Source organism: Streptomyces sp. NPDC052396 (assembly GCF_044593195.1).
Lineage (GTDB): Bacteria > Actinomycetota > Actinomycetes > Streptomycetales > Streptomycetaceae > Streptomyces.
This window is the reverse complement of sequence record NZ_JBIUAW010000012.1, coordinates 68,222-92,224: the sequence shown is the minus strand read 5'-3', so window position 1 is coordinate 92,224 and position 24,003 is coordinate 68,222. Positions and strand designations below refer to the sequence as shown.

General features: G+C 72.5%; 16 protein-coding genes and 1 pseudogene. 8 read left to right on the top strand and 9 right to left on the bottom strand.

The window, feature by feature from the left end:
* The first annotated feature begins 58 nt into the window (after positions 1-58).
* Both ACIHFE_RS27680 and ACIHFE_RS27675 read left to right on the top strand, forming a co-directional pair.
* Positions 59-421, top strand: coding sequence for a roadblock/LC7 domain-containing protein (locus ACIHFE_RS27680; protein ID WP_400110725.1), 363 nt, complete (start codon positions 59-61; stop codon positions 419-421).
* Between the two features lie 64 nt (positions 422-485).
* Positions 486-866 (top strand): DUF5825 family protein, encoded by a 381-nt coding sequence (locus ACIHFE_RS27675; RefSeq protein WP_400110723.1) that lies wholly within the window; start codon positions 486-488, stop codon positions 864-866.
* Here the strand turns inward: ACIHFE_RS27675 and ACIHFE_RS27670 are convergent.
* Positions 838-3,351, bottom strand: a complete 2,514-nt coding sequence (locus ACIHFE_RS27670; protein ID WP_400110721.1) for a DEAD/DEAH box helicase — start codon at positions 3,349-3,351, stop codon at positions 838-840. The two genes, ACIHFE_RS27675 and ACIHFE_RS27670, sit on opposite strands and share 29 nt — an antisense overlap.
* A 108-nt stretch (positions 3,352-3,459) precedes the next feature.
* Between ACIHFE_RS27670 and ACIHFE_RS27665 the strand changes: the two are divergent.
* Positions 3,460-3,668 (top strand): annotated as a pseudogene (locus ACIHFE_RS27665) (metal-dependent hydrolase); the annotation flags it as partial.
* Between the two features lie 131 nt (positions 3,669-3,799).
* Complete coding sequence (locus ACIHFE_RS27660; protein WP_400110719.1) at positions 3,800-5,422, top strand: peptide-N4-asparagine amidase; 1,623 nt, start codon at positions 3,800-3,802, stop codon at positions 5,420-5,422.
* 21 nt (positions 5,423-5,443) lie between these two features.
* Here ACIHFE_RS27660 and ACIHFE_RS27655 read toward each other — a convergent pair whose 3' ends face one another.
* Positions 5,444-5,899 carry a MarR family winged helix-turn-helix transcriptional regulator gene (locus ACIHFE_RS27655; RefSeq protein WP_400110717.1) on the bottom strand — a complete coding sequence of 152 codons (456 nt, stop codon included), beginning with the start codon at positions 5,897-5,899 and terminating at the stop codon, positions 5,444-5,446.
* A 214-nt stretch (positions 5,900-6,113) separates the two neighbouring features.
* Between ACIHFE_RS27655 and ACIHFE_RS27650 the strand changes: the two genes are divergently transcribed.
* Entirely contained in the window at positions 6,114-7,919 is a 1,806-nt protein-coding gene (locus ACIHFE_RS27650; RefSeq protein ID WP_400110715.1) for an ABC transporter ATP-binding protein, read from the top strand.
* A gap of 19 nt (positions 7,920-7,938) precedes the next feature.
* Here the strand turns inward: ACIHFE_RS27650 and ACIHFE_RS27645 are convergent, their stop codons facing one another.
* From ACIHFE_RS27645 to ACIHFE_RS27625, 5 genes are all read right to left on the bottom strand, one after another.
* Positions 7,939-9,117, bottom strand: a complete 1,179-nt coding sequence (locus ACIHFE_RS27645) for an SGNH/GDSL hydrolase family protein (RefSeq protein WP_400110714.1) — start codon at positions 9,115-9,117, stop codon at positions 7,939-7,941.
* A gap of 119 nt (positions 9,118-9,236) precedes the next feature.
* Entirely contained in the window at positions 9,237-9,890 is a 654-nt protein-coding gene (locus tag ACIHFE_RS27640) for a lactate utilization protein C (protein ID WP_400110711.1), read from the bottom strand.
* A complete protein-coding gene (locus tag ACIHFE_RS27635; RefSeq protein ID WP_400110895.1) occupies positions 9,887-11,335 on the bottom strand; it encodes a lactate utilization protein B in 1,449 nt (482 codons plus the stop codon). The genes ACIHFE_RS27640 and ACIHFE_RS27635 overlap by 4 nt, the downstream gene beginning before the upstream one ends.
* A gap of 23 nt (positions 11,336-11,358) precedes the next feature.
* Entirely contained in the window at positions 11,359-12,075 is a 717-nt protein-coding gene (locus ACIHFE_RS27630) for a (Fe-S)-binding protein (protein WP_400110710.1), read from the bottom strand.
* Positions 12,076-12,104: 29 nt separating this feature from the next.
* Entirely contained in the window at positions 12,105-12,656 is a 552-nt protein-coding gene (locus ACIHFE_RS27625; protein ID WP_400110709.1) for a gamma carbonic anhydrase family protein, read from the bottom strand.
* A 208-nt stretch (positions 12,657-12,864) separates the two neighbouring features.
* Here ACIHFE_RS27625 and ACIHFE_RS27620 point away from each other — a divergent pair, with 208 nt between their 5' ends.
* Positions 12,865-20,187 carry an SDR family NAD(P)-dependent oxidoreductase gene (locus ACIHFE_RS27620; protein WP_400110707.1) on the top strand — a complete coding sequence of 2,441 codons (7,323 nt, stop codon included), beginning with the start codon at positions 12,865-12,867 and terminating at the stop codon, positions 20,185-20,187.
* Between the two features lie 20 nt (positions 20,188-20,207).
* Here the strand turns inward: ACIHFE_RS27620 and ACIHFE_RS27615 are convergent, their stop codons facing one another.
* Positions 20,208-21,440 carry a cytochrome P450 gene (locus ACIHFE_RS27615; RefSeq protein ID WP_400110705.1) on the bottom strand — a complete coding sequence of 411 codons (1,233 nt, stop codon included), beginning with the start codon at positions 21,438-21,440 and terminating at the stop codon, positions 20,208-20,210.
* A 99-nt stretch (positions 21,441-21,539) separates the two neighbouring features.
* On the opposite strand from ACIHFE_RS27615, the gene ACIHFE_RS27610 reads away from it, so the two are divergent.
* Together ACIHFE_RS27610 and ACIHFE_RS27605 are read left to right on the top strand one after the other, a co-directional pair.
* Positions 21,540-21,962, top strand: a complete 423-nt coding sequence (locus ACIHFE_RS27610; RefSeq protein WP_400110703.1) for a secondary thiamine-phosphate synthase enzyme YjbQ — start codon at positions 21,540-21,542, stop codon at positions 21,960-21,962.
* Between the two features lie 40 nt (positions 21,963-22,002).
* Positions 22,003-22,659, top strand: coding sequence for a phosphatase PAP2 family protein (locus tag ACIHFE_RS27605; protein WP_400110702.1), 657 nt, complete (start codon positions 22,003-22,005; stop codon positions 22,657-22,659).
* Between the two features lie 7 nt (positions 22,660-22,666).
* Here ACIHFE_RS27605 and ACIHFE_RS27600 read toward each other — a convergent pair whose 3' ends face one another.
* Positions 22,667-24,001 (bottom strand): glutamate-1-semialdehyde 2,1-aminomutase, encoded by a 1,335-nt coding sequence (locus tag ACIHFE_RS27600; protein WP_400110699.1) that lies wholly within the window; start codon positions 23,999-24,001, stop codon positions 22,667-22,669.
* Positions 24,002-24,003: the final 2 nt, after the last annotated feature.

Sequence of the window (24,003 nt, the reverse complement as noted above, 5' to 3'; positions counted from 1 at the left end):
CCGGTGAGCAAGGCTTGCACGGCAGTTCGGGAACCGCGAAACGGGGAGGCGGCGACGTATGGCGCTCGACAGGGAACTCGGTCCGATGCTCGACGATCTGACCCGGCGGATCGAGGGGATACGCCACGCACTGGTGCTGTCCGACGACGGTCTGGTGACCGGCGCCAGCACCGGCCTGGAACGCGAGGACGCCGAGCATCTGGCCGCCGTCGCCTCCGGGTTGCAGGCCCTGGCCAAGGGTGCCGGGCGGCAGTTCCGGGCGGGACGGGTGCGGCAGACGATGGTGGAGTTCGACGGGGGAGTGCTGCTGGTCACCGCGGCCGGCGATGGAAGCTGTCTGTGCGTACTCGGCGGCTCCGGGGCGGACATCGGGCAGATCGCCTTTGAGATGACCGTGCTGGTGGACCCGGGCGAGGAATGATCCGGGCGGCAGAACAGGGAATACGGAAGCCGATTTCTCAACTGGCGGCCGGTGGCGGGCCGGGGTGGAGTTCCCCGGCCTGACCGACCTCACCGACCACTCCCGCCCCGAGGCCGCCGTCCGGACGCCCTGTCTGATCAGGGAGCTGACCGCACACGCCATCTGCGTCGACTGGCGCGTACGGCTGGGACCCGGCACCCCGTCCGCCCGGTCCCTGGGCCATCTCCAGCCGCCGGGTGAGCTGTTGGGCCCGCCCGACGGCGCGGAACTGCCGGCCCGCCGGCGCCACGACCACTATCTGGGCCGGTGCGTCTGGCGGCAGGGCCCGGGATTCATCCAGATCCGTGACCGGCGCTGGGGCGAACTGCGCCGCTACACGGTGGACCGCGCGGGACCGGGCCGCTCCGGGCCGGACGCTACAGCTGCCCCACCGAGGTCACCTTGACCACGGCACGCCCCTCCTCATCCGAGGCCGCCAGGTCGACCTCGGCCGAAATGCCCCAGTCATGGTCGCCATTGGGGTCCGCGAAGGTCTGGCGGACCCGCCACAGGCCGTCCTCCGGGTGCTCCTCGATGCGCAGCAGCTTGGGGCCGCGGGCGTCGGGGCCGGTGCCCAGGTCCTCGTACTCCTCCCAGTACGCGTCCATGGCCTCGGCCCAGCGCTCCTCGTCCCAGCCGGACTCGGCATCCATCTCGCCCAGTTCGGCCAGGTTGTCCAGGGCGGCCAGCTCCACCCGGCGGAACAGGGCGTTGCGCACCAGCACCCGGAACGCCCGGGCGTTGGCGGTGACCGGCTTGACCTGGTCGGCGCGCTCCTGGGCCTGCTCGGCGGTCTCCTCCTCCGGGTTGGCCAGCTGCTCCCACTCGTCCAGCAGGCTGGAGTCCACCTGGCGCACCATCTCGCCCAGCCAGGCGATCAGGTCCTCGAAGTCATCGGACTTCAGGTCGGCCGGCACGGTGTGGTCCAGGGCCTTGTAGGCACTGGCCAGATAGCGCAGCACGATGCCCTCGGTGCGCGCCAGGTCGTAGAAGGAGGTGAACTCGGTGAAGGTCATGGCGCGTTCGTACATATCGCGGATGACCGACTTGGGGGAGAGCGGATGGTCGCCCACCCAGGGGTGGCTCTTGCGGTAGACGTCATAGGCGTGGGTGAGCAGCTCCTCCAGCGGCTTGGGGTAGCCGATGTCCTGCAGCCGCTCCATGCGCTCCTCGTACTCCACCCCCTCGGCCTTCATCGCCGCCACCGCCTCGCCCCGGGCCTTGTTCTGCTGGGCGGCCAGGATCTGCCGGGGGTCGTCCAGGGTGGATTCCACCACCGACACCATGTCCAGGGCGTAGGACGGGGACTCGGGGTCGAGCAGCTCAAAGGCGGCCAGGGCGAAGGTGGACAGCGGCTGGTTGAGCGCGAAGTCCGACTGCAGGTCCACCGTCAGCCGGACGATACGGCCCTCGGCGTCCGGCTTGTCCAGCCGCTCCACCACGCCGCCGTGCAGCAGCGAGCGGTAGATGGCGATGGCCCGGCGGATGTGCCGCAGCTGGTTCCGGCGCGGCTCGTGGTTGTCCTCCAGCAGCCGGCGCATCGCCTCGAAGGCGTTGCCCGGGCGGGCGATGACCGACAGCAGCATGGCGTGGGTCACCTGGAAGCGGGAGGTGAGCTGCTCGGGCTCGGAGGCGATCAGCTTCTCGAAGGTGTTCTCGGTCCAGTTGACAAAGCCCTCGGGCGCCTTCTTGCGCACCACCTTGCGCCGCTTCTTGGGGTCGTCGCCCGCCTTGGCCAGTGCCTTCTCATTCTCGACGACATGGTCCGGGGCCTGGGCCACCACAAAGCCCGCGGTGTCGAAGCCGGCCCGGCCGGCCCGTCCCGCGATCTGGTGGAACTCCCGCGCCCGCAGGGTGCGCACCCGCTGGCCGTCGTACTTGGTCAGCGCGGTGAACAGCACCGTGCGGATGGGGACGTTGACGCCCACGCCCAGGGTGTCGGTGCCGCAGATCACCTTCAGCAGACCGGCCTGGGCCAGCCGCTCCACCAGGCGGCGGTACTTGGGCAGCATGCCGGCGTGGTGCACCCCGATGCCGTGCTTGACGAAACGCGCCAGGTTCCGGCCGAACTTGGTGGTGAACCGGAAGTTGCCGATCAGCTTGGCGATCTCGTCCTTCTCCTCGCGCGAGCACATATTGATGCTCATCAGCGCCTGCGCCCGCTCCACCGCGGCCGCCTGGGTGAAGTGCACGATATAGACCGGGGCTTGGCGGGTCTGCAGCAGCTCGGTGAGGGTCTCGGTGAGCGGGGTGCTGCGGTACTCATAGGACAGCGGCACCGGACGGGTGGCCGAGCGCACCACCGAAGTGGGCCGCCCGGTACGGCGAGTGAGGTCCTCCTCGAACCGGGAGACATCGCCCAGAGTGGCGGACATCAGGATGAACTGCGCCTGGGGCAGCTCCAGCAGCGGGATCTGCCAGGCCCAGCCACGGTCCGGCTCGGCATAGAAGTGGAACTCGTCCATCACGACCTGGCCGATATCGGCGTCCTTGCCGTCCCGCAGCGCGATGGAGGCCAGCACCTCAGCGGTGCAGCAGATCACCGGGGCGTCCGCGTTGACCGAGGCGTCGCCGGTGAGCATGCCGACGTTCTCGGTGCCGAACAGCTTGCACAGGTCGAAGAACTTCTCCGAGACCAGCGCCTTGATGGGGGCGGTGTAGAAGGTCACCTGGTCGTTGGCGAGCGCGGTGAAGTGGGCGCCGGCCGCCACCAGGCTCTTGCCGGAACCGGTCGGTGTGGAAAGGATCACATTCGCCCCGGAGACCACCTCGATCAGCGCCTCCTCCTGCGCGGGGTACAGCGAGATGCCCCGCTCCTCGGCCCAGGTCGAGAATGCCTCGAAGAGGGCATCGGGGTCGGCATGGCTCGGCATCTGATCGATAAGGGTCACGCCTCCATACTGCCTGGCCCGCCCCCCGGTCGGACAACCGGCCGGTCAGTCGATGATCATCGGGGGTTACGCTGAGTTGCCGAACCGGCGTCAGAAACATGGGACGCCATACGGCACAAGCCGGCAAAAGGGGTGGACCACCATGATGGGACCGGCGCACTCGCTGTCCGGCGCGGCGGCCTGGCTATCGTGGACCGGCTCTCGCTCGCCGTCTACCGGGCCACCCGGGTCATGGCGATCCACGGCGCAATGGCGGCCACCGCACCCTGACGCACACCGCGCTCTGGGCCCTGCTGATCGGTGCCGGCGAAGGTGCTCACCCCGGTGTTCATCGTGCTCGGCGCCGTGTGCGGGCTGGGCGCGCTGGACCTGGTCCGAGGCATGGGGCGCCCGGCTGGCCAAGAGTCGCTCTAGCAGGGCGCGGCGTAACGCGGTTCACTCCTGGCGCATGAGACGACTGTTGATCGCGCTGAGCACCCTGGCCCTCGGGCTGGCGCTGGGCATCCACCCGGCGGCCGCCGCCACCCCGCCGCCACCCACGGAGTTCGGCACCTCCTGGCACGACCCGGTCACCGCCGGCCCGCCGGTGTCCGTACCGCACACCACCTCCTGCCAAGTCACCGTGGCGCAGACCGAGTTCCGCGACTACACCCCCTACCGCGCCACCTACACCCCGCCCAAGGGCTGCGGCGACCACTGGAACAAGGTCGTGCTGCGGCTGGACGGCTCGGTCGCCGGGCGGCAGTACGACCGGCTGGGCTATCTGCACATCGGCGGCGTGGAAGTGCTGCGCACCTCCACGCCCGAGCCCTCGCCCAAGGGCGTCGCCTGGCATGTGGAGAAGGACGTCACCCGCTACGCGCCCACCCTGCGCTCCGCACAGCCTGTGGAGATGCTGATCGGCAACGTCGTGGACGCCACCTACACCGGGGTCATCAAGGTCAAGGCCACCCTGACCTTCTACGCCGCCGAGGGCCGGACCCGGCCCGCCCACACGCCGGACCGGGTACTCACCCTGGGCAGCGCGCACAGCGAAGGGGCGTCCTACGAGGGCACCTTGAGCACCCCGCGGAACAGCGAGCGGATCCTCGCCGAGGTCTATGCCACCGGATCCGGCGGCGGCTGCGAGGAGTTCTGGTACCTGGCCGTGCCGGAGAACGCGCCCTACTCCTGCAAGTCCCAGGACGGCCCGCACCGTGAGGTGCGGGTCTCGGTGGACGGACGGCTGGCCGGGATCGCCGCCCCCTACCCCACGGTGTGGACCGGCGGCTGGTCCAACCCCTTCCTGTGGTACGTCGTCCCGGGCCCGCGGGCCTTCGATGTCAAACCGGTGGAGTTCGATCTCACCCCGTTCGCCGGCCAGTTGAACGACGGCAAGCCGCACCGGATATCGGTGTCGGTGGCCGGCGTGCCCAAGGGGCAGAGCGGCTGGGACACCCCGGTCAATGTCCTGGTCTGGCAGGACGCCAAGGCCGCCGTGGTCACCGGTGCGCTCACCGGCCACCAGGAGACCGCCCCGCGCGACACCGCCGACTATCGGGCCGGCCCCCGGCACCGGGTGACGGCCGGCGCCGAGCACGCGCTTACCGTCAGCGGATACCTCAAGACCTCGCACGGCCGGGTCACCACCACGGTCGGCCGCCGGGTCAGCGACACCTCGCTGCACCGCTGGAAGGACGGCGAGACCACGGACGGACTGCGAGCCCGCTGGACGGACGACCAGACCGTCACCGTCGCCGGCCGCGGACCGGCCACGGTGAGCACCGCCCACCGCGAGTACCGCATGGAGGGCGTCACCACCGTGGATCCGGACAACCGGCTGCGCACCGTGCTGACCATGGGGGACCAGGCGGACCTGCGCACCATGCGGGCGGGGAAGCGCCTCGACTGGAGCCGGCTGGACGACACCTATGCCGGTAACGCGTCCTATATGCAGAACGTCCCCCGGGAGCAGCGGCACGCCAGGGGAGTCTCCCAGGAGCGCTACCGGCTGCTCGGCCCCGGCGCCTGCTACGACCGGACCCTGGCCACCGTCCAGGGGCAGCTGACGGAGGACCGCCGGGGCTGTTGACGGCGGGCGGGCCCGGCGGCATCAGTCACCGCACGGAACCGGCCCACCCCCGAGCAACTCGGTCAGCAGACCGCCGAGCGCGGCACGGCGCTCGGCGGTCAGTGGCGCCAGGATCTCCTCCACGGCCGAGCGGCGCGCCTCGCGCAGCGCCCGCAGGGTGCGCCGGCCGTCCTCGGTGAGCTCCACCCGGATCACCCGGCGGTTGGCGGGATCCGGCACCCGGCGCACCGCGCCGTTCGCCTCCAGGGCGTCCACCAGGGTGGTGACCGCCCGGGGCACCACCTCCAGGCGCTCGGCCAGATCGGCCATCCGCGGTGCCCCGCTCGCCTGATCGTGATGGGACACCGCGCGCAACAGCCGGGACTGGGCGGGAGTGATGCCGATCGGGTCCAGATAGCGCTTCTGGGCCCGGTGGAGCTTGCGGGTCAGCCGCAGCAACTGCTCTGCCACCTGGGCGGACGGGTCGGGGACGGTCATGGGCCCAGGCTATCAGGACCAAGTCCATTGTGAGTATAGGTAACAGTGAGCTATGCTCTGCATGGTTCGATGCTCAGGGGTTCCGTGGGCCCGCCGCCCGATGGAAGCTGCCCGACCGCGTTGAACCCGACCGCGTTGAACCCCACCGTGTTGAACCCACGTTGAACCCACGCGTTGAACCCCACGCGTTGAACCCGATCGCATTGAAGGAGCCATGCGCCCTCATTCCACCGACTCCACTCCCACCCGCGCCGATCCGGAGCGGCCCGCCCAGGTGCGGCGGATTCTCCGGCTGTTCCGCCCCTATCGAGGCCGGCTCGCCCTGGTGGGGGCGCTGGTCGCCGCCTCCTCGCTGGTGAGCCTGGCCTCGCCGTTCCTGCTGCGCGAGATCCTGGACACGGCCATCCCGCACCGCCGTACGGGGCTGCTGACCCTGCTCGCCCTGGGCATGATCGCCGCCGCCGTGGTCAACAGCGTCTTCGGCGTGCTCCAGACGCTGATCTCCACCACCGTCGGCCAGCGGGTGATGCACGACCTGCGCACCGGGGTCTACGCCCGGCTGCAGAGCATGCCGCTGGCCTTCTTCACCCGCACCCGTTCCGGGGAGATCCAGTCACGAATCGCCAATGACATCGGCGGCATGCAGTCCACCGTGACCTCCACCGCCACCTCACTGGTCTCCAACCTCACCAGCGTGGTGGCCACCATCGCGGCGATGCTCGCCCTGGACTGGCGGCTGACCGCGGTCTCCCTGCTGCTTCTGCCGCTGTTCTGCTGGCTGAGCCACCGGGTGGGGCGGGAACGCAAGAAGATCACCTCGCAGCGGCAGAAGCAGCTGGCCGCGATGGCCACCATGGTCGCCGAGTCGCTGTCGGTCAGCGGCATTGTGCTCGGCCGCACCATGGGCCGGGCCGACTCGCTGACCGCCCGGTTCGCCGAGGAGTCCGACCGGCTGGCCGGTCTGGAGGTGCGGGCCGGGATGGCCGGCCGCTGGCGGATGTCCGTCATCGGCATCGTGATGACCGCCATGCCCGCCGTCCTCTACTGGTCCGGAGGCATGGCCCTGACCTTCGGCGGCCCCGGACTCTCCCTGGGCACGCTGGTGGCCTTTGTCTCCCTCCAACAGGGCCTGCTGCGGCCCACGGTGGGCCTGCTGAGCACCGGAGTGGACATCCAGACCTCGCTCGCCCTCTTCCAGCGCATCTTCGAATATCTGGACCTCCCGGTGGAGATCGCCGAACCCGAGCGGCCGGTGCGGCTGGAACGGATCAGTGGCGAAGTCCGCTTCGAGGACGTCGAGTTCAGCTATGACCCCGAAGGATCCGCCGCGCCCACCCTCACCGGGATCGACCTGACCGTCCCGGCCGGCGGCAGCCTGGCCGTGGTCGGGCCCACCGGATCCGGTAAGAGCACCCTCAGCCATCTGGTTCCCCGGCTCTATGACGTCACCGGGGGCCGGGTGCTGATCGACGGGGTGGATGTGCGCCGGCTGGACTTCGACACCCTCTCCCGGGCGGTCGGCGTGGTCTCCCAGGAGACCTACCTCTTCCATGCCTCGGTCGCCGACAACCTGCGCTTCGCCAAACCCGACGCCACCGACGAGGAACTCCGGGCCGCCGCCCGGGCGGCCCAGATCCACGACCGGATCGCCGCCCTGCCCCAGGGCTATGACACCCTGGTCGGAGAGCGCGGCCACCGCTTCTCCGGCGGAGAGCAACAGCGCCTGGCCATAGCCCGCACCATCCTGCGTGACCCGCCCATCCTCATCCTGGACGAAGCCACCTCCGCCCTGGACACCCGCACCGAGTACGCCGTCCAGCAGGCCATTGACGCACTCTCCGCCGGGCGCACCACCTTCACCATCGCCCACCGGCTCTCCACCATCCGCGATGCCGACCGGATCGTGGTCCTGGACGCCGGACGGATCGCCGAGTCCGGCACCCATGACCAACTGCTCGCCGAGGACGGACGCTATGCCGCGCTGCTGCGCCGGGATGCCCAACTGGCCACGGTGGGATAGCGGGCCGCCGGGGCCTGGATCAGAGCGCGGCCAGGTCCACCGCCTCGGCCATCAGCCGGAAGCCCGCGTCACCGGGGTGCTTGCGGTCACCGAAGTCATAGGCGGGGTTCAGCAGTTCGCGGTCACCGGGGGCGGCCAGCACCGCGGCGAAGTCGGCCACCGCGTCATAGGCACCCGAGGTACGGATCCACTCATTGACCGCCAGGCGCTTGGCCTCGGCCCGGGCCGTGAAGTACTCCGAGCCCTTGAAAGGAGTGATGGTGGCACCGATCACCCGGACCCCACGGGCATGAGCACGCTCGATCAGTTCCCGGTACCCGGCGATCAACTGCTCCGGGGACACCTCGGGGTTGGGCCGGTAGGTCGGCAGATCGACCTCGCTGAAGCCGATGTCATTGAGACCCAGCTGCACAATCACCGAGCGAACCCCCGGCTTGGCCAGGACGTCCCGCTCAAAGCGGCCCAGTCCCCGCTCCCCGAACCACGGGGAGTCATGGAGCGTCAGATTGCCGCCGATGCCCTGGTTGAGCACCGCCCACCGCCGTCCCGAGGCGGCCAGCCGCTCGGCAAGGGCATCCGGATAACGGTGGTTGGTGCCCACCGTGCTGCCAAAGCCATCGGTGAGGGAGTCACCGAAGGCCACCACCGCCTCCTGGACCGGCCCCACGTCCGCCACCTCCACATCGGAGAGGTAGTACCAGGAGCGAGTGACCTCGGCGAAGTGCTCCCCGCCCGGGTCCGCCGTGTGATCACCGGCCGCCCGGTAACTGTCCGTCCACGCCTGGGCATGGAAGGTCGACGGGCCGGTGGGGCCGTCGAAGTAGAGCGTCACCGCCACCGAGGCAAAGGGCTCCACCGTGAGTTCCACCAGGTCGGTCATGGTCTCGGCCCCGGCCGGTATCCATACCGAGGCGTCACCGGCGAAGGCCAACTCCCTTACCGTGCCTGGCTTCACGGCCGCGCCGCCGGCGCTCAGGGCCACGGTCGCGGACCGGACCGTCAGCGGCTCCGCCCCATAGCGGTTGGAGAGCCGGATGCGCAGCGCGGTACCGCCGCCGGTGAGCCGTACCACCTGCCGTACCGAGTGGTGGTCAAAGCCGCGCTCCGCCCAGTTCTCCGCAAAGCCGCTGCTGGGCCGCTGCACCGCCGCTGACCAGGCACTTGACCAGTTCAGCGCGTCCACCGTGTTGACCGTCATCGTCCGAAGCCTCTTTCGCCTCAACTGCGTTGTCGGCTTCAGCCTGCCGGTGCGCGGATGCCCCACCCAGACACCTGTGCCGCGTACGCGGGCCGTGCGTACCAACGGCGGGGTCACCCTCAGGGGTTGACCAGCAGCACCTCCAGGGTGCGCGGACCGTGCACCCCCTCGACCCGGTCCATTTCGATGTCGCTGGTCGCCGAGGGGCCCGAGATCCAGGTCTGCGGCCGGGAGGGGGACAGCCGGCGCAGCGCCTGCGGCACCGAGTCCACCACCTGGTCGGGAACCCGCACCACACACAGATGGTGGTCGGGGATCAGGGTGATCCGGCGCCGCCCCTGGTCCGGGCCGGCGTCCAGGACCACGGTGCCGGTCTCCGCGATGGCCAGGGCGCAGCCGGTGACCACGCTGTCCATGGCGTCCAGTTCCCGGGGGGTCAGGGCGGGGGAGTCGGTGACCGGTTCCACCACCGCCCTGGACAGCCACTGGGGCGGCAGCCCGGCCGGTACCACCACTCGGCGGGCTCCGCGCCGGGCCAGCAGGGCGGCCAGCAGCGCGGGGAGTCCCGCGGTGTCCGTGCGGTGCACCCGGGCGCGGTAGTCTGCCAGGTTCCCGGCCAGCAGGTCGACGGTCTCCTCGGGGGTCCGGGTGCCGTGCACGGTGGTGTAGTCCCGGGGCACCGGGTGGTCGCCGGGCCGTTCATGGGCCGGCACATCCGCCAGCGCCCGCCGCACCCGGGCCAGGATCCGCTCCCGGCTGCCATAGCCGCTCACCGGGCACCGCCCCGGGTGCGCGCCCACCAGTCGCGGAAGGACTCCGGTGGCACCGTGGGCAGTTCCCGGCTCTCGGTCCAGGCCCGTCCGGGGCCGGGCAGCCGCCTGGGGTGCAGCCGCCGGGTGCGGGCGGCCAGCCGCTGGCCCCGGCGCAGCAGCCCGGGATGGTCCAGCGTCCAGGCGGCGGTCTCCATCAGCCTCCGTTCCAGGGCGTGCCGGCGGGCGGGCCTGATCACGGTACGGGTGCCCCGCACCGTGGCCTCCCCGCCCTCGGCGACCCGCTCCCGCAGATGCAGCAGCACCTGGGGGATATCGATGGCCACCGGGCACACCTGGTAGCAGGCCCCGCAGAGGGTGGAGGCGAAGGGCAGCGACTCCTCCAATGGGGAGGCCAGGCCGCGCAGTTGGGGGGTGAGGATGGCGCCGATCGGCCCCGGGTAGGGCGAGCCGTAGGCATGGCCGCCGGCCCGCTCATAGACCGGGCAGACATTCAGGCAGGCCGAGCAGCGGATGCAGCGCAGGGCCTGCCGCCCCACCCGGTCGGCGAGGGTGTCGGTGCGCCCGTTGTCCAGTAGCACCAGATGGAAGTGGCGCGGCCCGTCGTCCTCGGTGGTGCCGGTCCACATGGAGGTGTAGGGGTTCATCCGCTCCGCGGTGGAGGAGCGCGGCAGCAGTTGCAGATACACCTCCAGGTCCTGCCAGGTGGGCACGGTCTTCTCGATGCCCACCACCGAGATCAGGGTCTCCGGGAGGGTGAGGCACATCCGGCCGTTGCCCTCGGACTCCACCACGACCAGGGTGCCGGTCTCGGCGACCATGAAGTTGGCCCCGGAGATGCCCACCCTGGCCCGCAGGAACTTCTCCCGCAGGTGCAGCCGGGCGGCCTCGGCCAGTTCGGCGGGCCGGTCGCCGAGTCCCTCGGGTGCCGGGCGGCCCCAATGGCCCATCCGCTCCCGGAAGATGTCCCGGATCTCGGTGCGATTGCGGTGTACCGCGGGCACCAGGAGGTGGGAGGGGGTGTCATCGCCGAGCTGCACGATCAGCTCGGCCAGGTCGGTCTCGTACGCCCGGATGCCCGCCCGGGCCAGCGCCTCATTGAGGCCGGTCTCCTGGGTGGCCATGGATTTGACCTTGACCACCTCGCGCTCGCCGGTGGCCCGTACCAGGCCGGTGACGATGCGGTTGGCCTCGGCGGCGTCGGCCGCCCAGTGCACGGTGCCGCCGGCGGCGGTGACCCGTTCCTCCAGCCGCAGCAGATAGTGGTCGAGATGGCGCAGGGTGCGGTCCTTGATGGCGGCGCCGGCCGCCCGCAGCCGCTCCCAGTCGGCCAGTTCGGCCACCGCCCGGGCCCGCCGCTCGCGGATGAGGCCGGTGGCGTGCCGGAGGTTGGCGCGCAGCCGCAGGTCCCGGGTGGAATGCTCGGCGGCCTCGGGAAAGGCCGGCATGCCCAGGTGGGTCCGCTGGGTCCTCACCACAGATCTCCTTCCGTGCTCGCCAGGATCTCGGCCAGGTGCACCGGGCGCACCGCCGAGCCCTGGCGGGCCAGGGTGCCCCCGAGGTGCAGCAGACAGGAGTTGTCCACCGCGCACACCGCGCCCGCCCCGGTGGCGGTGACGGCCCGCGCCTTGTCGGCGCCCATCGCGGCGGACACCGCGGGATTCTTCACCGAGAAGGTGCCGCCGAATCCACAGCATTCCTCCGCTCCGGACAACTCCCGCAGTTCCAGGCCCCGTACCTTCTCCAGCAGCCGCCGCGGCCGGTCGCCCAGACCCAGGGCGCGCAGGCCATGACAGGTGGGGTGATAGGTGACCTGGTACGGGAAATACGCGCCGACCTCCGTCACCCCCAGCACATCGACCAGGAATTCGGACAGCTCATGGGTCCGGGCCGCCACCCGGGCCGTCAAGTCACCGGCCAGCCGCGGGAATTGCTCACGGACCATGGCGGCACAGGAAGCGGAAGGGGTGACGATGTGGTCATAGCCGCCGAAGACCTCCGTGTACCGGCGCACCAGCGGCCCGGTGCGGCTGCGGTATCCGCTGTTGAGGAAGGGCTGGCCGCAGCAGCTCTGCTCCGGCGGGAACTCCACGGTGACGCCCAGGCGGTTGAGCAGCGCCACCGTCGCCCGCCCGGTGCCCGGGCAGAGCGTGTCATTGACACAGGTGACGAACAGCGCGACGCGCATCGGCCCTCCTCGGTGGTGACCGGCCGCCGTCATCCTGTCGCAGGCTCCGGCGCCAGGGAAGATCGGTGCACTCTGGCCAGGCCGAGGTAGTTCTGGGCGTGCACCCCGATCAGGGCGATGTCCTCCTCGGTCACCGGCCGCACCACCGCGCCATGCGGACCGGCGACCAGCGAGCGCGGCGGCACCTCACGCCCCTCCGGCACCACGGTGCCCGCCGCCACCACGCTCAACGCGCCGATGCGCGCACCGTTGAGCACCCGGGCCCCCATGCCGATCAGCACATCGTCCTCGACCACACAGCCGTGCAGGGTGGCGTGATGGCCGACCGTCACCCGGGCACCGATGCGCACCGGAACCCCCGGATCGGTGTGCACCACCACCCCGTCCTGCACATTGCTGGACTCGCCCACCCGGATCTCGTCGCCATCGGCCCGCAGCACCGCCTGGTACCAGACGCTGGAACGCGCCGCCAGCAGAACCGGGCCCACCAGTACGGCGGTCGGCGCCACAAAGGCCGACGGGTCGGTCTCCGGCCGGCGGCCCAGAACCGGAACCACCAGGACGCCCGCAAGCGCCGGCACCGGAATCCGCGCCGCGGAAATCTCTTGTGCGGAAATACTTTTCATGGTCGTACCGATTCCCCGGGCTAATGGAGTGCCAAGTTCTCTGGCCACGTTCTTTGGGCTGTCCGTGCCGTGTTGCGGACATTCGGCCGAATATTCCGACAGTCGCCCCTAGCATGAGCCCCTGAAAGCGAAATATCGGCATTCCACCGTGAGGAGTCTTTCCATGCTGCCCTCCTCTGATGCCAGCGCCAGTGATGCCATCGCCATCGTCGGAGCCGCCTGCCGGCTCCCCGGCGGGATCACCAGCCCGGAAGAGCTGTGGCAGGCCCTGTGCGCGGGCCGCGACCTGATCGGTGAGGTACCACCGGACCGCTTCGACGCGGCCCGCTGGCTCGACCCCGACCCCCGCCGCCCGGGCAAGGCATACTCCCTCGCCGGCGGCTTTCTGGACGATGTGCGCGGCTTCGACGCCGGCTACTTCAACCTCTCCCCCCGCGAAGCGGTGCGGATGGACCCCCAGCAGCGGCTGCTGCTGGAGATGGCCGTCGAGGGCCTGGACAACGCCGGCATCGACCCCGCCACCCTGGCCGGCTCACCGGCCGCGGTCTATGTGGGCGCCTCCAGCCAGTCCTTCGCCTTCCTGCAGGGCCTCAACCCCCGCTCGGCCAACGCCTACACCATGACCGGCGGCGCCTCCTGCAATATCGCCAACCGGGTCTCGCACTTCCTCGACCTGCGCGGACCCAGCCTGGCCGTGGACACCGCCTGCTCCTCCTCGCTGGTGGCCCTGCACCACGCCTGCGAGGCACTGCGCACCGGCCGCAGCCCCCTCGCCCTGGCCGCCGGCGTCAACATCCTGCTGAGCCCCTTCGAGTTCGTCGGCTTCGCCAAGGCGTCCATGCTCTCGCCCACCGGCCGCTGCCGCCCCTTCTCCGCCGGGGCCGACGGCTATGTACGGGCCGAGGGCGGCGGCCTGGTGGTGCTCAAACCCCTGGCGGCGGCACTGGCGGACGGCGACCGGGTGCAGGCCCTCATCCTGGGCAGCGGCGTCAACACTGACGGACACACCCCCGGCCTGGCCCAGCCCAGCCCCGAGGCGCAGGAGGCCCTGCTCCGCGAGGTCTACACGGCCGCCGGCATCGAGCCGGACGAACTGGTCTATCTGGAGATGCACGGCACCGGCACCCCGGTGGGCGACCCGGTGGAGTGCGGCGCGGTCGGCCGCGCCCTGGGCAGCCGCCGCACCCCCGGCCGGCCGCTGCCGGTGGGCTCGGTCAAAAGCCACCTCGGCCACCTGGAACCCGCCTCCGGCATGGCCGGCCTGCTCAAAACCCTGCAGGTGCTGCGCCACCGCCGGCTGCCCGGCAATCTGCACGCCCTGCCGCTGAACCCGGACATCGACTTCGAGGCGCTGGGCCTGGCCCCCGCCACCGACACCCGCCCCCTGGAACCGACCGCCAACGGCCGGGCGGTGGCCGGAGTGAACTCCTTCGGCTTCGGCGGCGCCAACGCCCATGTGGTCCTGGCCTCCCCGCCCCCGGTGGCCACGCCCGCCGAGCCGCCGCCCGGCCAGGCGCTGCCGGTGCTGGTCTCCGGCCGTACCAAGCAGGCCGCCGCCGAGGCCGCCCGGCGGCTGGCCGACCGGCTGGAGGGCTGCCCGCCCGAGGAGTTCTACGACCTGGCCTACACCGCCGGCCGCCGGCGGGGCCGCCATCAGGAGCGCATCGCGGTCCTGGCCCCCGACCCGGCCACCGCCGCCCGGCGGCTGCGCGAACTGGCCGCCCGGGAGCCCGCCGAGGCCACCCCCGCCGCCCCGCGCGGCTCGGTGGCCTTCGTCTTCTCCGGCAACGGCGCCCAGTGGACCGGCATGGGAGCCGAACTCCTCAGGGAGGACGCGGAGTTCCGCACCGGCGTGGCCGAGGCCGACGCGGCGCTGCGGCCCCTGCTCGGCTGGTCGGTGCGGCAGGAACTGGCCACCCCCGGCAGGCCGGACACCACCGATGTGGCCCAGCCGCTGCAGTTCGCTGTCCAGGTGGGCCTGGTGGCCATGCTGCGCGCCCAGGGCATCACCCCGGCCGCCGTCACCGGCCACAGCTCCGGCGAGATGGCCGCCGCCTGGGCGGCCGGCGCGCTCGGCCTGGCCACCGCGGCCCGGGTGGTGGTGGCCCGCTCCCGGGCCCAGGCCACCACCGTGGGCGACTGGGGCATGGCCGCGCTGGGCACGGACCCCGCCCACGCCCAGCGTCTGCTGGAACCCCACCACGGCCGGCTGGAGATCGCGGGCATCAACAGCGCCCGGGACGTCACCATCAGCGGAGACCGGCACGCCCTGGCCGAACTGGGCGAATATTGCGCGGAACACGGGCTGTTCTTCCGCCGGCTCGCCCTGGACCACGCCTTCCACAGCCGCGCCATGGACGGCCTGGAGGACACCCTGCTGGCCGACCTCACCGACCTCAAGGCACGCCGCGCCCAGGTGCCGTACGCCTCCGCCACCACCGGCACCGTGCTCTCCGGCACCGAACTGGACGCCCGTTACTGGTGGGACAACCTCCGCCGCCCGGTGCTGTTCGCTGCCGCCGTGGCCCAACTCACCGAACTGGGCTGCGACATGTACCTGGAGATCGGCCCGCACCCGGTGCTCTGTGGCTACCTCAGACGCCTCACCGGCAAGGCCCTGGTCCTGCCCACGCTCTCCAGGGAGCACCCCGGACAGCAGGCGGTGCACACCGCCGCGGCCCGGCTGCTGGCCGGCGGCGTACGCCATGACCACCGGGCCTTCTTCCCCCGCCCCGGCCGGGTGGTGGACCTGCCCCCCTACCCCTGGCAGCGCGAGGCCCACTGGAACGCCGCCCCCACCGCCTGGGCCGGCGGCTGCGGTGACGGCACCGTGGACCACCCCCTGCTCGGCGAGCGGGCCGCGGTCGCCGAACCCGTCTGGCACGGCCCCTTCGACCCCGCGCGGGCGCCCTATCTCACCGACCACCGGATCGGGCAGAGCGCGGTGATGCCCGCCGCCGGCTATATCGAGATGATGCTGGCCGCCGGACGGCGGGTGATGGACGCCGCCCTGGAGATCACCAACCTGACCGTGACCACCCCTCTGGTCCTGCCCTTCGGCGAGGAGGACCGCCAAGTCCAGCTGCAGACCGCCCTGTCCACCGACGACGGCCTGATCCATATCGCCGGCCGGGGCGAGCCGGACGCCCCCTGGCAGCAGCACGCCCGCGCCCGGCTGCGCCGCCTGTACGCACCGGTGCCCGAACTCGCCGACCTGGACCGGATCACCGCCGGCCTGCCCCGCCGCCGCACGGCCGAGGAACACTACCGGCTGACCCGGCGCACGGGCCTGCGCTACGGCCCCGCCTTCCAGGTGCTGCGCGGACTGCGGACCGGCGACGGCGAAGTGCTCGCCGAATACGCCGCCACCGCCTCCCCGGGCGGGCCTGAGACCGGCTATGAGACCGGCTATGAAGCCCACCCCGCGCTGCTGGACGGCGCCCTGCAGGCCGGTGCCGCACTGCTGGAGGACATCGCGGAGGACGGGGTGCCCTTCGTACCGGTGTCCGTGGCCCGGCTGCGCGCCTGGCGGCGGATGCCGGCCGGCGGCCATATCCATGTCCGCTCCCGCGCCCGCTCCGACCGCGAGGTCCTGTGGGACATCACCGTGCTGGCCCCCAGCGGACTGGTCTGCCTCAGCATGGAAGGCTGCCGGCTGCGCCGCTTCGAGCAGGACGCGCGCCGCGGCCTGCTCCACACCACCGTGGCCCGCGCCGCCCCCCGCCCCGGACCCGCCACCACACCCGCACCGCTGCCCCCGCCCGCCGAAACCGCCGCGGCCTGCGCCGGAGAACTCGCCCGGCTGGACGCGGACCACCGGGCACCGGCCGTCCTGCGCGAGCTGACCGCCCACTTCGGCGCCGCCGCCGTGGCCGCCCTGCTGGGCGACGACCGCACCGGCACCTTCACCGTCGCCGACCTGCACACCGCGCCCGGCTATGACGAACTGCTGGAACTGCTGCTGCGCACCGCGCACGAGCACGGCCTGGCCGAACCCGTGGACGGCGGCTGGCGGCTGCTCCGCCGGGCCGCACCACTGGAGCGCTTCCGGGCCGCCGCCGAGGAGTGCCCCGGCCTCGGCGTGGAACTCGCCCTGCTCGCCGCCGTCACCGTCCAGCTGGTCGAAGTGCTCCGCGGCCACCGTGACCCGGCCGAACTGCTGGCCGCCGAGACCAACCGGCCGCTGCTGGAGGAACTGCGCACCGACGGCCCCCTCAGCGGCTACGCCAACCGGGCCGCCGCCGCGGTACTGGACCGGCTGCTGCGCCACTGGCCCGCCGGCCGGCCGCTGCGCGTCCTGGAACTGGGCGCCGGCACCGGCGGCGCGACCTCCTGCCTGCTGCCCCTGCTGCCGCCGGACCGCACCCGCTATGTCTACGCGGACCGCTCCGCCGCCCGCTTCCCCCGCGCCCAACGCCGCTTCACCGGCCATGACTTCATCTCCTACCGGGTCCTGGACCCCGACCGCGACCCGGCCCAACAGGGCTGGACCGAAGGCGACTTCGACCTGGTGATCGCGGTGGGCTCGCTGACCGCCACCCGCGACCTGCCGCGCGCCCTGGGCCACCTGGCCCGACTGCTGGACGACGGCGGACAGTTGCTGGCCGTGGCCCCCCACGACCCCGCACCGCTCGCCCTGCTCACCGCGCTGCCGCCCGCCTACTGGGAACGCCAGGACACCGGCGCCCGCCCCGACGGACCGCTGCCCACCGCCGACGGCTGGCGGCGGCTGCTGGCCGAGGGCGGCTGGCAGGACCCGGTGGTCCTTGGCGAACAGGCGGGCGGCACGGTGCTGCTGGCCGGACGGCCGGAACACGACCGGCCGGCCGACGAGCCGCCCGGACTGTCCGGCGGCTGGCTGATCGCCGCCGAGCCGTCCCGGGCCGCCCTGGCCTCCGTGGTCGGCGAACGGCTGGCCGCGGCCGGCGGCCGGGTGCACCAGGTCGCGCCGAGCACCGACGCCGACTACTGGTCCACCCAGCTGGCCAGGGCCCCCGAAGGGCCGGACGTACTCCTGCTGCTGGGCGCCGACGACCCGGCCGGCCACACCGCGCTGCTGCGCGCGCTGGCCATGGCCGCCGGGCCCCGCACCGGACTCACCCTCTGGCTGGTCACCCCGCCCACCGGCGCACTGCCCGCCCCCGAACCGCCCACCGCCCCGGCGACCGCCGCGGCCTGGGGCGTGGCCCGCTGCCTGGCCGCCGAACACCCCGACATCCGGGTCCGCCGGATCTCCCTGGAGCCCGCCGGCCGGGTGGAGACGGACGCGGACCGGCTGGCCGCCGAACTCACCGGCCCGGACGAGGAGGATGAAGTCCTGCTGGGCGCCGCCGGACGGTTCGTCACCCGGCTCCGCCCCGGACACGACCCCCGGCCCGCCGCCGGCGCACCGGCGTTCGCCCTGCGGCTGAGCGACCCCGGGCGCTCCTACCGCCTGGACTGGGTCCCCGCAAAGGTGCCCGAACCGGGACCGGAGGAGGTGGTGGTCGAGGTCCGCGCGGCCGGCCTCAACTACCGGGATGTCCTCCAGGCACTGGGGTCCGTACCGCTGGACCCCGAGGACGGCGGGCAGCGGGCCGGGATGGAATGCGCCGGAGTGATCACCGCCGTGGGCTCCCGGGTCACCCAACTCGCCGTTGGCGACCGGGTGTTCGCCTTTGGCTCCGGCACCCTGCGCTCCCATGTGGCACTGCCCGCCGCCACCGTCGGCCGCATCCCCGGCGAACTGGACTTCACCGCCGCCGCCACCCTGCCGGTGGTGCTGCTCACCGTCCACCACGCCCTGCACCACCTGGCCCGGCTGGCGCCCGGCGAGACGGTGCTGGTGCACGGCGGCGCCGGCGGCGTGGGACTGGCCGCCGTCCACTACGTCCGGCAGGCCGGCGCCCAGGTCATCGCCACCGCCGGCACCCCCGCCAAGCGCGAACTGCTGCGCCTGCTGGGCGTCCGGCACGTCCTGGACTCCCGCACCCTGGGCTTCGCCGACCGGATCCGGGAGCTCACCGGCGGCCGCGGCGTCGATGTGGTGCTCAACTCCCTGGCCGGCGAGGCCATCAGCCGGGGACTGGAGGTGCTCCGGCCCGGCGGCCGCTTCATCGAACTGGGCAAGCGCGACCTGTATGCCGACAGCCGGCTGCCCATGGGCCCCTTCCTCAACAACCTCACCTTCTGTGCGGCGGACCTGGCCCAGCTGGCCAGGGAACGGCCGGGCACCGTGGCGGCCGAGTTCGCCGAGGTCGCCGAGCGGGTACGGGAGCGGGTCCACCGCCCCATCGCCCACCATGTCTACCCCGCGGCACGGGTGGCCGAGGCGTTCGAGGCGCTGCAGCACTCCCGGCACATCGGCAAGGTGGTGATCTCGCTGGCCACCGCCCCGCCGGTGCGGCGGGAGCCCGGCCCACTGCGGCTGGACCCCCGGGCGACCTATCTGGTCACCGGAGGGCTGGGCGGCTTCGGCGCCGCCACCGCCCGCCGGCTGGCCGAGCGCGGCGCCCGCCGGCTGTGCCTGGTGGGGCGGCGGGGCGCGGACAGCCCCGAAGCCCCCGCGCTGCTGGAGGAGTTGAACCGCCTGGGCGTCACCGCCACCGCCCATGCGGCCGATGTGACCGACGAGGCCGCCATGGCCGCGCTGCTGGCCTCGGCGGACACCGAGCAGCACCCGCTGCGCGGCATTGTGCACGCCGCGGCGGTCTTCGACGACCGGCCGCTGACCGGCCTGGACGAGCCGGCGCTGCGGCGCAGCCTGGACCCCAAGGCCGGGGGAGCGCTGCTGCTGGACCGGCTCACCCGGGAGCGGCAGCTGGACTTCTTCGTGGTCTACTCCTCGGTCTCCGCTCTGTTCGGCAACCAGAACCAGGCCAACTACGCGGCCGCCAACCTGATGGTGGAGGCCCTGGTGCGGTCCCGCCGCCGGGCGGGACGCCCGGCCCTGGCGGTGGCCTGGGGAGCACTGGGCGACGCCGGGCATGTGGCGCGCAACCGGCTGGACGCCTTTATGACCCGGATCGGGCTCGCCCCGGTGCCCGCCGGGCAGGCGCTGGACGCCCTGGAGGGGCTGCTGGCCGAGGGGGCCGGCGGGGTGGTGACACTGGCCGGCATCGACTGGGCCCAGGTCCGGCACGGCAGCGGCGCGGTGGCCGCGCCCCGCTTCGCCCTGGTACGGCCGGAGGGCGAGGACGGAGACGGAGCGGGCGAGCGGGAACTGGCGCTGCTGCTGGCCCGGGCCACCCCCGAGGAGGCGCTGGCCGCGGTGACCGGGGTGCTGGTGGAGATCCTGGCCGGCATTCTGCAGACCTCGCCCGAACTCCTCACCGCCGAGCGGCCGTTGGCCCAGCTGGGCCTGGACTCCCTGATGGGGGCCGAGCTGATGACGGCGATCCACCGGCGGCTGGGCTGCAACCTGCCCGCCGTGGAGATCATCAACAGTGCCACGGTCGGTGACCTGGCCCAGCGGTGTGTGCGCCGGCTGGGGGCGGGGGCCCGGTAGCCCGGCCGGCGGGACGGCCGCTAGAACCAGCGGCCGTCCTCCGCCGGATCCGCGGTGAGCACCACCGGCAGCCGCTCCAGCCCACGGCTGATCAGCGTGGGCTTGTGGCGCACCGGTTCCCCGGTGGCCACCGGGTGGCAGCGCACCAGGGCGCCCAGCATCGCCTCCGCCTGGACGCGCACCAGCTTGGCCCCCAGGCAGAAGTGCTCGCCCCAGCCCAGTGACAGATGCTGGGGCGCCCGGGTCAGATCCAGCCGGTGGGGCTCGGTGTGCAGACGGGGGTCGCGGTTGGCGGCTCCGGTCAGCAGGCCCACCACCGTGCCCTCGGCCACCGGCAGGTCAGCGATGACCGCGTCGCGCAGCGCCACCCGGGTCAGCAGCTGGATCGGCGGGTCATAGCGCAGCAGTTCCTCCACCGCCGCCGCGGTGTGCTCCGGCCCGGCCCGCAGCCAGGCCAGCCGGCCGGGGTGGCACAGCAGCGCGTACAGCCCATTGGCGATCAGGTCGACCGCGGGTTCATAGCCCGCCACCACCAACTGCCCCACGGCGGTGGTCACTTGCTCGGTGGTCAGCACCGAGCCGTCCGGGCCCGGCCGGACCAGGGCGCTGACCAGGTCGCCGGCCGGGGCGGCCCGCCGCTGCTCGATCAGCCCGCGCAGATAGCGGGCGAAGTCCAGCCGGGCGCAGTTGACCCGGTCACTGGTGGCGGCGTCCCGAAGGGCCTCCGGGTCGAAGCCGGCCGCCATCATCGACAGCGCCTGGATCCACTGCGGGCGCTCATCCAGCGGAACGCCCACCAGGGCACAGATCACATCCAGGGCCAGCGGTGCGCCCAGCCCGGCGATCACATCGACCTCGCCGGAGCGGTCGACGCCGGCCAGCAGCCCGGCCACCCGGTGCTCGATGGCCGGCCGCAGCCGCGCCACCGCCCGGGCGGTGAACGGTGCGGCGATCCGGGTGCGCAGCCGCCGGTGCTCGGGCGGATCCACCATCAGGAACGACTGGGCGCCGGTGTTCAGCGCCCCGAAGCCGAAGCGCTCATCGCCCAGCACCGCCAGGCACTCCCGGTAGCCGGTGACCACCACCACCTCCCCGGCCAGCCGCAGCACCGGGCCATCGGCCCGCAACCGCTCCTGGAACCGGTAGGGGTCGGCGTGGTACTCCGCACCCCGGACGTCGAAGGGAAGCCGGTCCCAGAAGTCCCGGGCCACATCGACCGCGATCACCTCCGCCGGCGTGGAACCGATGGTCATGGCCGTACTCCCTTCCAGGCCCCCCATCAAGACCTACCCGGGGCGAACTCCGGTGCCCACCTCTCACCCCGTCGGGTGACCTCGTATGACAATGGCGGCATGAGCGACACCTTCCACACACGGGTACTTCGGATCACCACCGGATCCGCCGAGACCGTCTACGACCTGACCCGGCACTGCGAGGCCTTCCTGCACGAGGCGGCCGGGGGCCGGGACGGGCTGCTCAATGTGTTTGTCCCGCATGCCACGGCCGGGGTGGCGGTGCTGGAGACCGGCGCGGGCAGCGACGAGGACCTGCTGGCCGCCCTGCATGAACTGCTGCCGGCCGACGACCGGTGGCGCCACCGCCACGGCAGCCCCGGCCACGGCCGGGACCACGTCCTGCCGGCCCTGGTGCCGCCGCATGCGACGCTGCCGGTGGTGGGCGGGCGGCTGGAGCTGGGCACCTGGCAGTCGGTCTGTCTGGTCGACACGAATGTCGATAATCCGGACCGTCAGGTGCGGTTGAGCTTCCTGGCATGACTGCCTTGTGTCATGCGGTGTTGGCGGTGGTGGTGGGCGGATGACCGGACGGCCGGGGACCGCGGTGCTGTCCCCGTCGCTGCGTGCGCGATTCGGGCTGATCGCGGGCCTCGCCGCGCTGGTGGTCGTCGTGCTGGGGCTGCGGTATGCCGGCGACGGCAAGCCCGGCATGGTGGACGGGTGGATCCAGCCGGCGGTGGACGGGGTGCGGTCGCCATGGCGGCAAGTTGCCCTGGCCATGGACTACTTGGGAGAGCCCGCCGGGTCGGTGGTGGTGGTCGTGGCCACTGTGACGGGCTGCCTGCTGCTTCGGCATCCTCGCGCGGCGGTGCTCACCGTGGTCGGCGTCGGTATGACCGTGGGGACGGCGACGCTGCTCAAGCACCTGGCGGGACGCACCATCCACGGCGGGTACCTGTCCTACCCGAGCGGGCACACCGCCTTTGTCACCGCGCTCGCCCTGGCGGTGGCGCTGCCGGCGACCGGCCGGCTCGGCCTCGGCAGGACGGCCGGCACACTGCTGGTGCTCGCCGTGGCGCTGGTCGCCGGCGCCGCCATGGGCTGGACGCAGGTCGCCCTGGGCGCGCACTACCCGACCGACGTCCTCGGCGGCTGGTGCACCGCGCTGGCGGTGGTACCGGGGACCGCGTGGCTGGTCGACCGGATGGCTGATGCAGGTTGGCGGAAGGGTCGCTGATGTCAGGTCATGCCAGGCGGCGGAAGACGGGCTTCACCGGTCGGCCGGCCAGCCAGGGAGTGGGGTCGGCGGCGTCCAGTGCCTTCCGGTACACCGCACATGCCTGGGCCACCACCTCCACGGTCTGATCGATGTCGGCATCGCCGAGCGCGCTGCTCACCACGAACGACGGGGCCAGCACTCCGCCCGCGAGGAGCCGGCGCAGGAACAGGGTGCGGTACCGCTGCGACGGCTGCCGGTTCTCGTCGAGGGTGGCGAAGACCAGGTTGCTGGCCCGGCCCCGGACGACGATGTGGTCGCCGACGCCCATGGCGGCCGCGGCGTCGCGGACACCGGCGGCCAGCCGCTCACCGAGGGCGTGCAGCCGTGCGGTGATGCCCTCCTCGGCGTAGGTGGTGAGCACGGCCATCGCGGCTGCCAGCGAGTGCGTTTCCGCACCGTGTGTGGTGGACAGCAGGAACACCCGGTCGTGGGAGTGACGCAGCCCGCCCCGCTCCATCAGATCGCGGCGCCCGGCCAGCGCGGAGACGGCGCATCCATTGCCCAGCGCCTTGCCGAATGTGGAGAGGTCGGGGACGACGCCGTACAGGCCCTGGGCGCCCGCCTCGGACCAGCGGAAGCCGGTGATCATCTCGTCGAAGATCAGTACGCAGCCGTGCCGGTCGGCCAGTTCGCGCAGGCCGGCGAGGTATCCGGGCGGAGGCTCGGTGTGGGAGGCGGGTTCCAGGATCAGGCAGGCGATTTCGTCCCGGTAGCGGGTGAGCAGCTCCTCCGTGGCGGCCAGGTCCCCATAAGGGAACGCCACGGTGAGCTCGGTGGTCGCCGCCGGGATGCCGGCGGACATCGGCGTGCTGCCGATAAACCAGTCGTCGACGGAGAAGAACGGATGGTCGGCGCAGATGGCCACCCGTGGGCGCCCGGTGGCGGCGCGGGCGAGGCGCACCGCGGCGGTGGTGGCGTCGGAGCCGTTCTTCGCGAACTTCACCATCTCGGCGGTCGGCACCGTGGCCAGGAAGCGTTCCGCGGCCTCGACCTCCACGATGGACGGCCGGACGAAGTTGCTGCCACGGTCGAGTTCCCGCCGCACCGCCTCGACCACCCGTGGGTGGGCGTGGCCGAGGCTGACCGACCGCAGGCCGGAGCCGTACTCGATATAGCGGTTGCCGTCGATGTCCCATACGTGGGCACCGCGGCCATGGCTGATGACCGGGGCCAGGTTCTCGGGGTACTGGTCGTCGCCCTTGGCGTAGGTGTGCGCGCCCCCGGGGATCAGGGCGTGCAGCCGCTCGTTCGCCTGCCGCGACCGGGGCAGGCTGAGCTCTTCGGTGTCTTGGGTGGCCACGC

Bases quoted from the DNA above. Each gene is read 5' to 3' on its own strand.
- ACIHFE_RS27605 (WP_400110702.1), top strand. From the start codon at position 22,003: ATGACCGGACGGCCGGGGACCGCGGTGCTGTCCCCGTCGCTGCGTGCG.
- ACIHFE_RS27655 (WP_400110717.1), bottom strand. From the start codon at position 5,899: ATGACCGTCCCCGACCCGTCCGCCCAGGTGGCAGAGCAGTTGCTGCGG.
- ACIHFE_RS27635 (WP_400110895.1), bottom strand. From the start codon at position 11,335: ATGCCGGCCTTTCCCGAGGCCGCCGAGCATTCCACCCGGGACCTGCGG.
- ACIHFE_RS27615 (WP_400110705.1), bottom strand. From the start codon at position 21,440: ATGACCATCGGTTCCACGCCGGCGGAGGTGATCGCGGTCGATGTGGCC.
- ACIHFE_RS27680 (WP_400110725.1), top strand. From the start codon at position 59: ATGGCGCTCGACAGGGAACTCGGTCCGATGCTCGACGATCTGACCCGG.
- ACIHFE_RS27630 (WP_400110710.1), bottom strand. From the start codon at position 12,075: ATGCGCGTCGCGCTGTTCGTCACCTGTGTCAATGACACGCTCTGCCCG.
- ACIHFE_RS27620 (WP_400110707.1), top strand. From the start codon at position 12,865: ATGCTGCCCTCCTCTGATGCCAGCGCCAGTGATGCCATCGCCATCGTC.
- ACIHFE_RS27660 (WP_400110719.1), top strand. From the start codon at position 3,800: ATGAGACGACTGTTGATCGCGCTGAGCACCCTGGCCCTCGGGCTGGCG.
- ACIHFE_RS27650 (WP_400110715.1), top strand. From the start codon at position 6,114: ATGCGCCCTCATTCCACCGACTCCACTCCCACCCGCGCCGATCCGGAG.
- ACIHFE_RS27645 (WP_400110714.1), bottom strand. From the start codon at position 9,117: ATGACGGTCAACACGGTGGACGCGCTGAACTGGTCAAGTGCCTGGTCA.
- ACIHFE_RS27610 (WP_400110703.1), top strand. From the start codon at position 21,540: ATGAGCGACACCTTCCACACACGGGTACTTCGGATCACCACCGGATCC.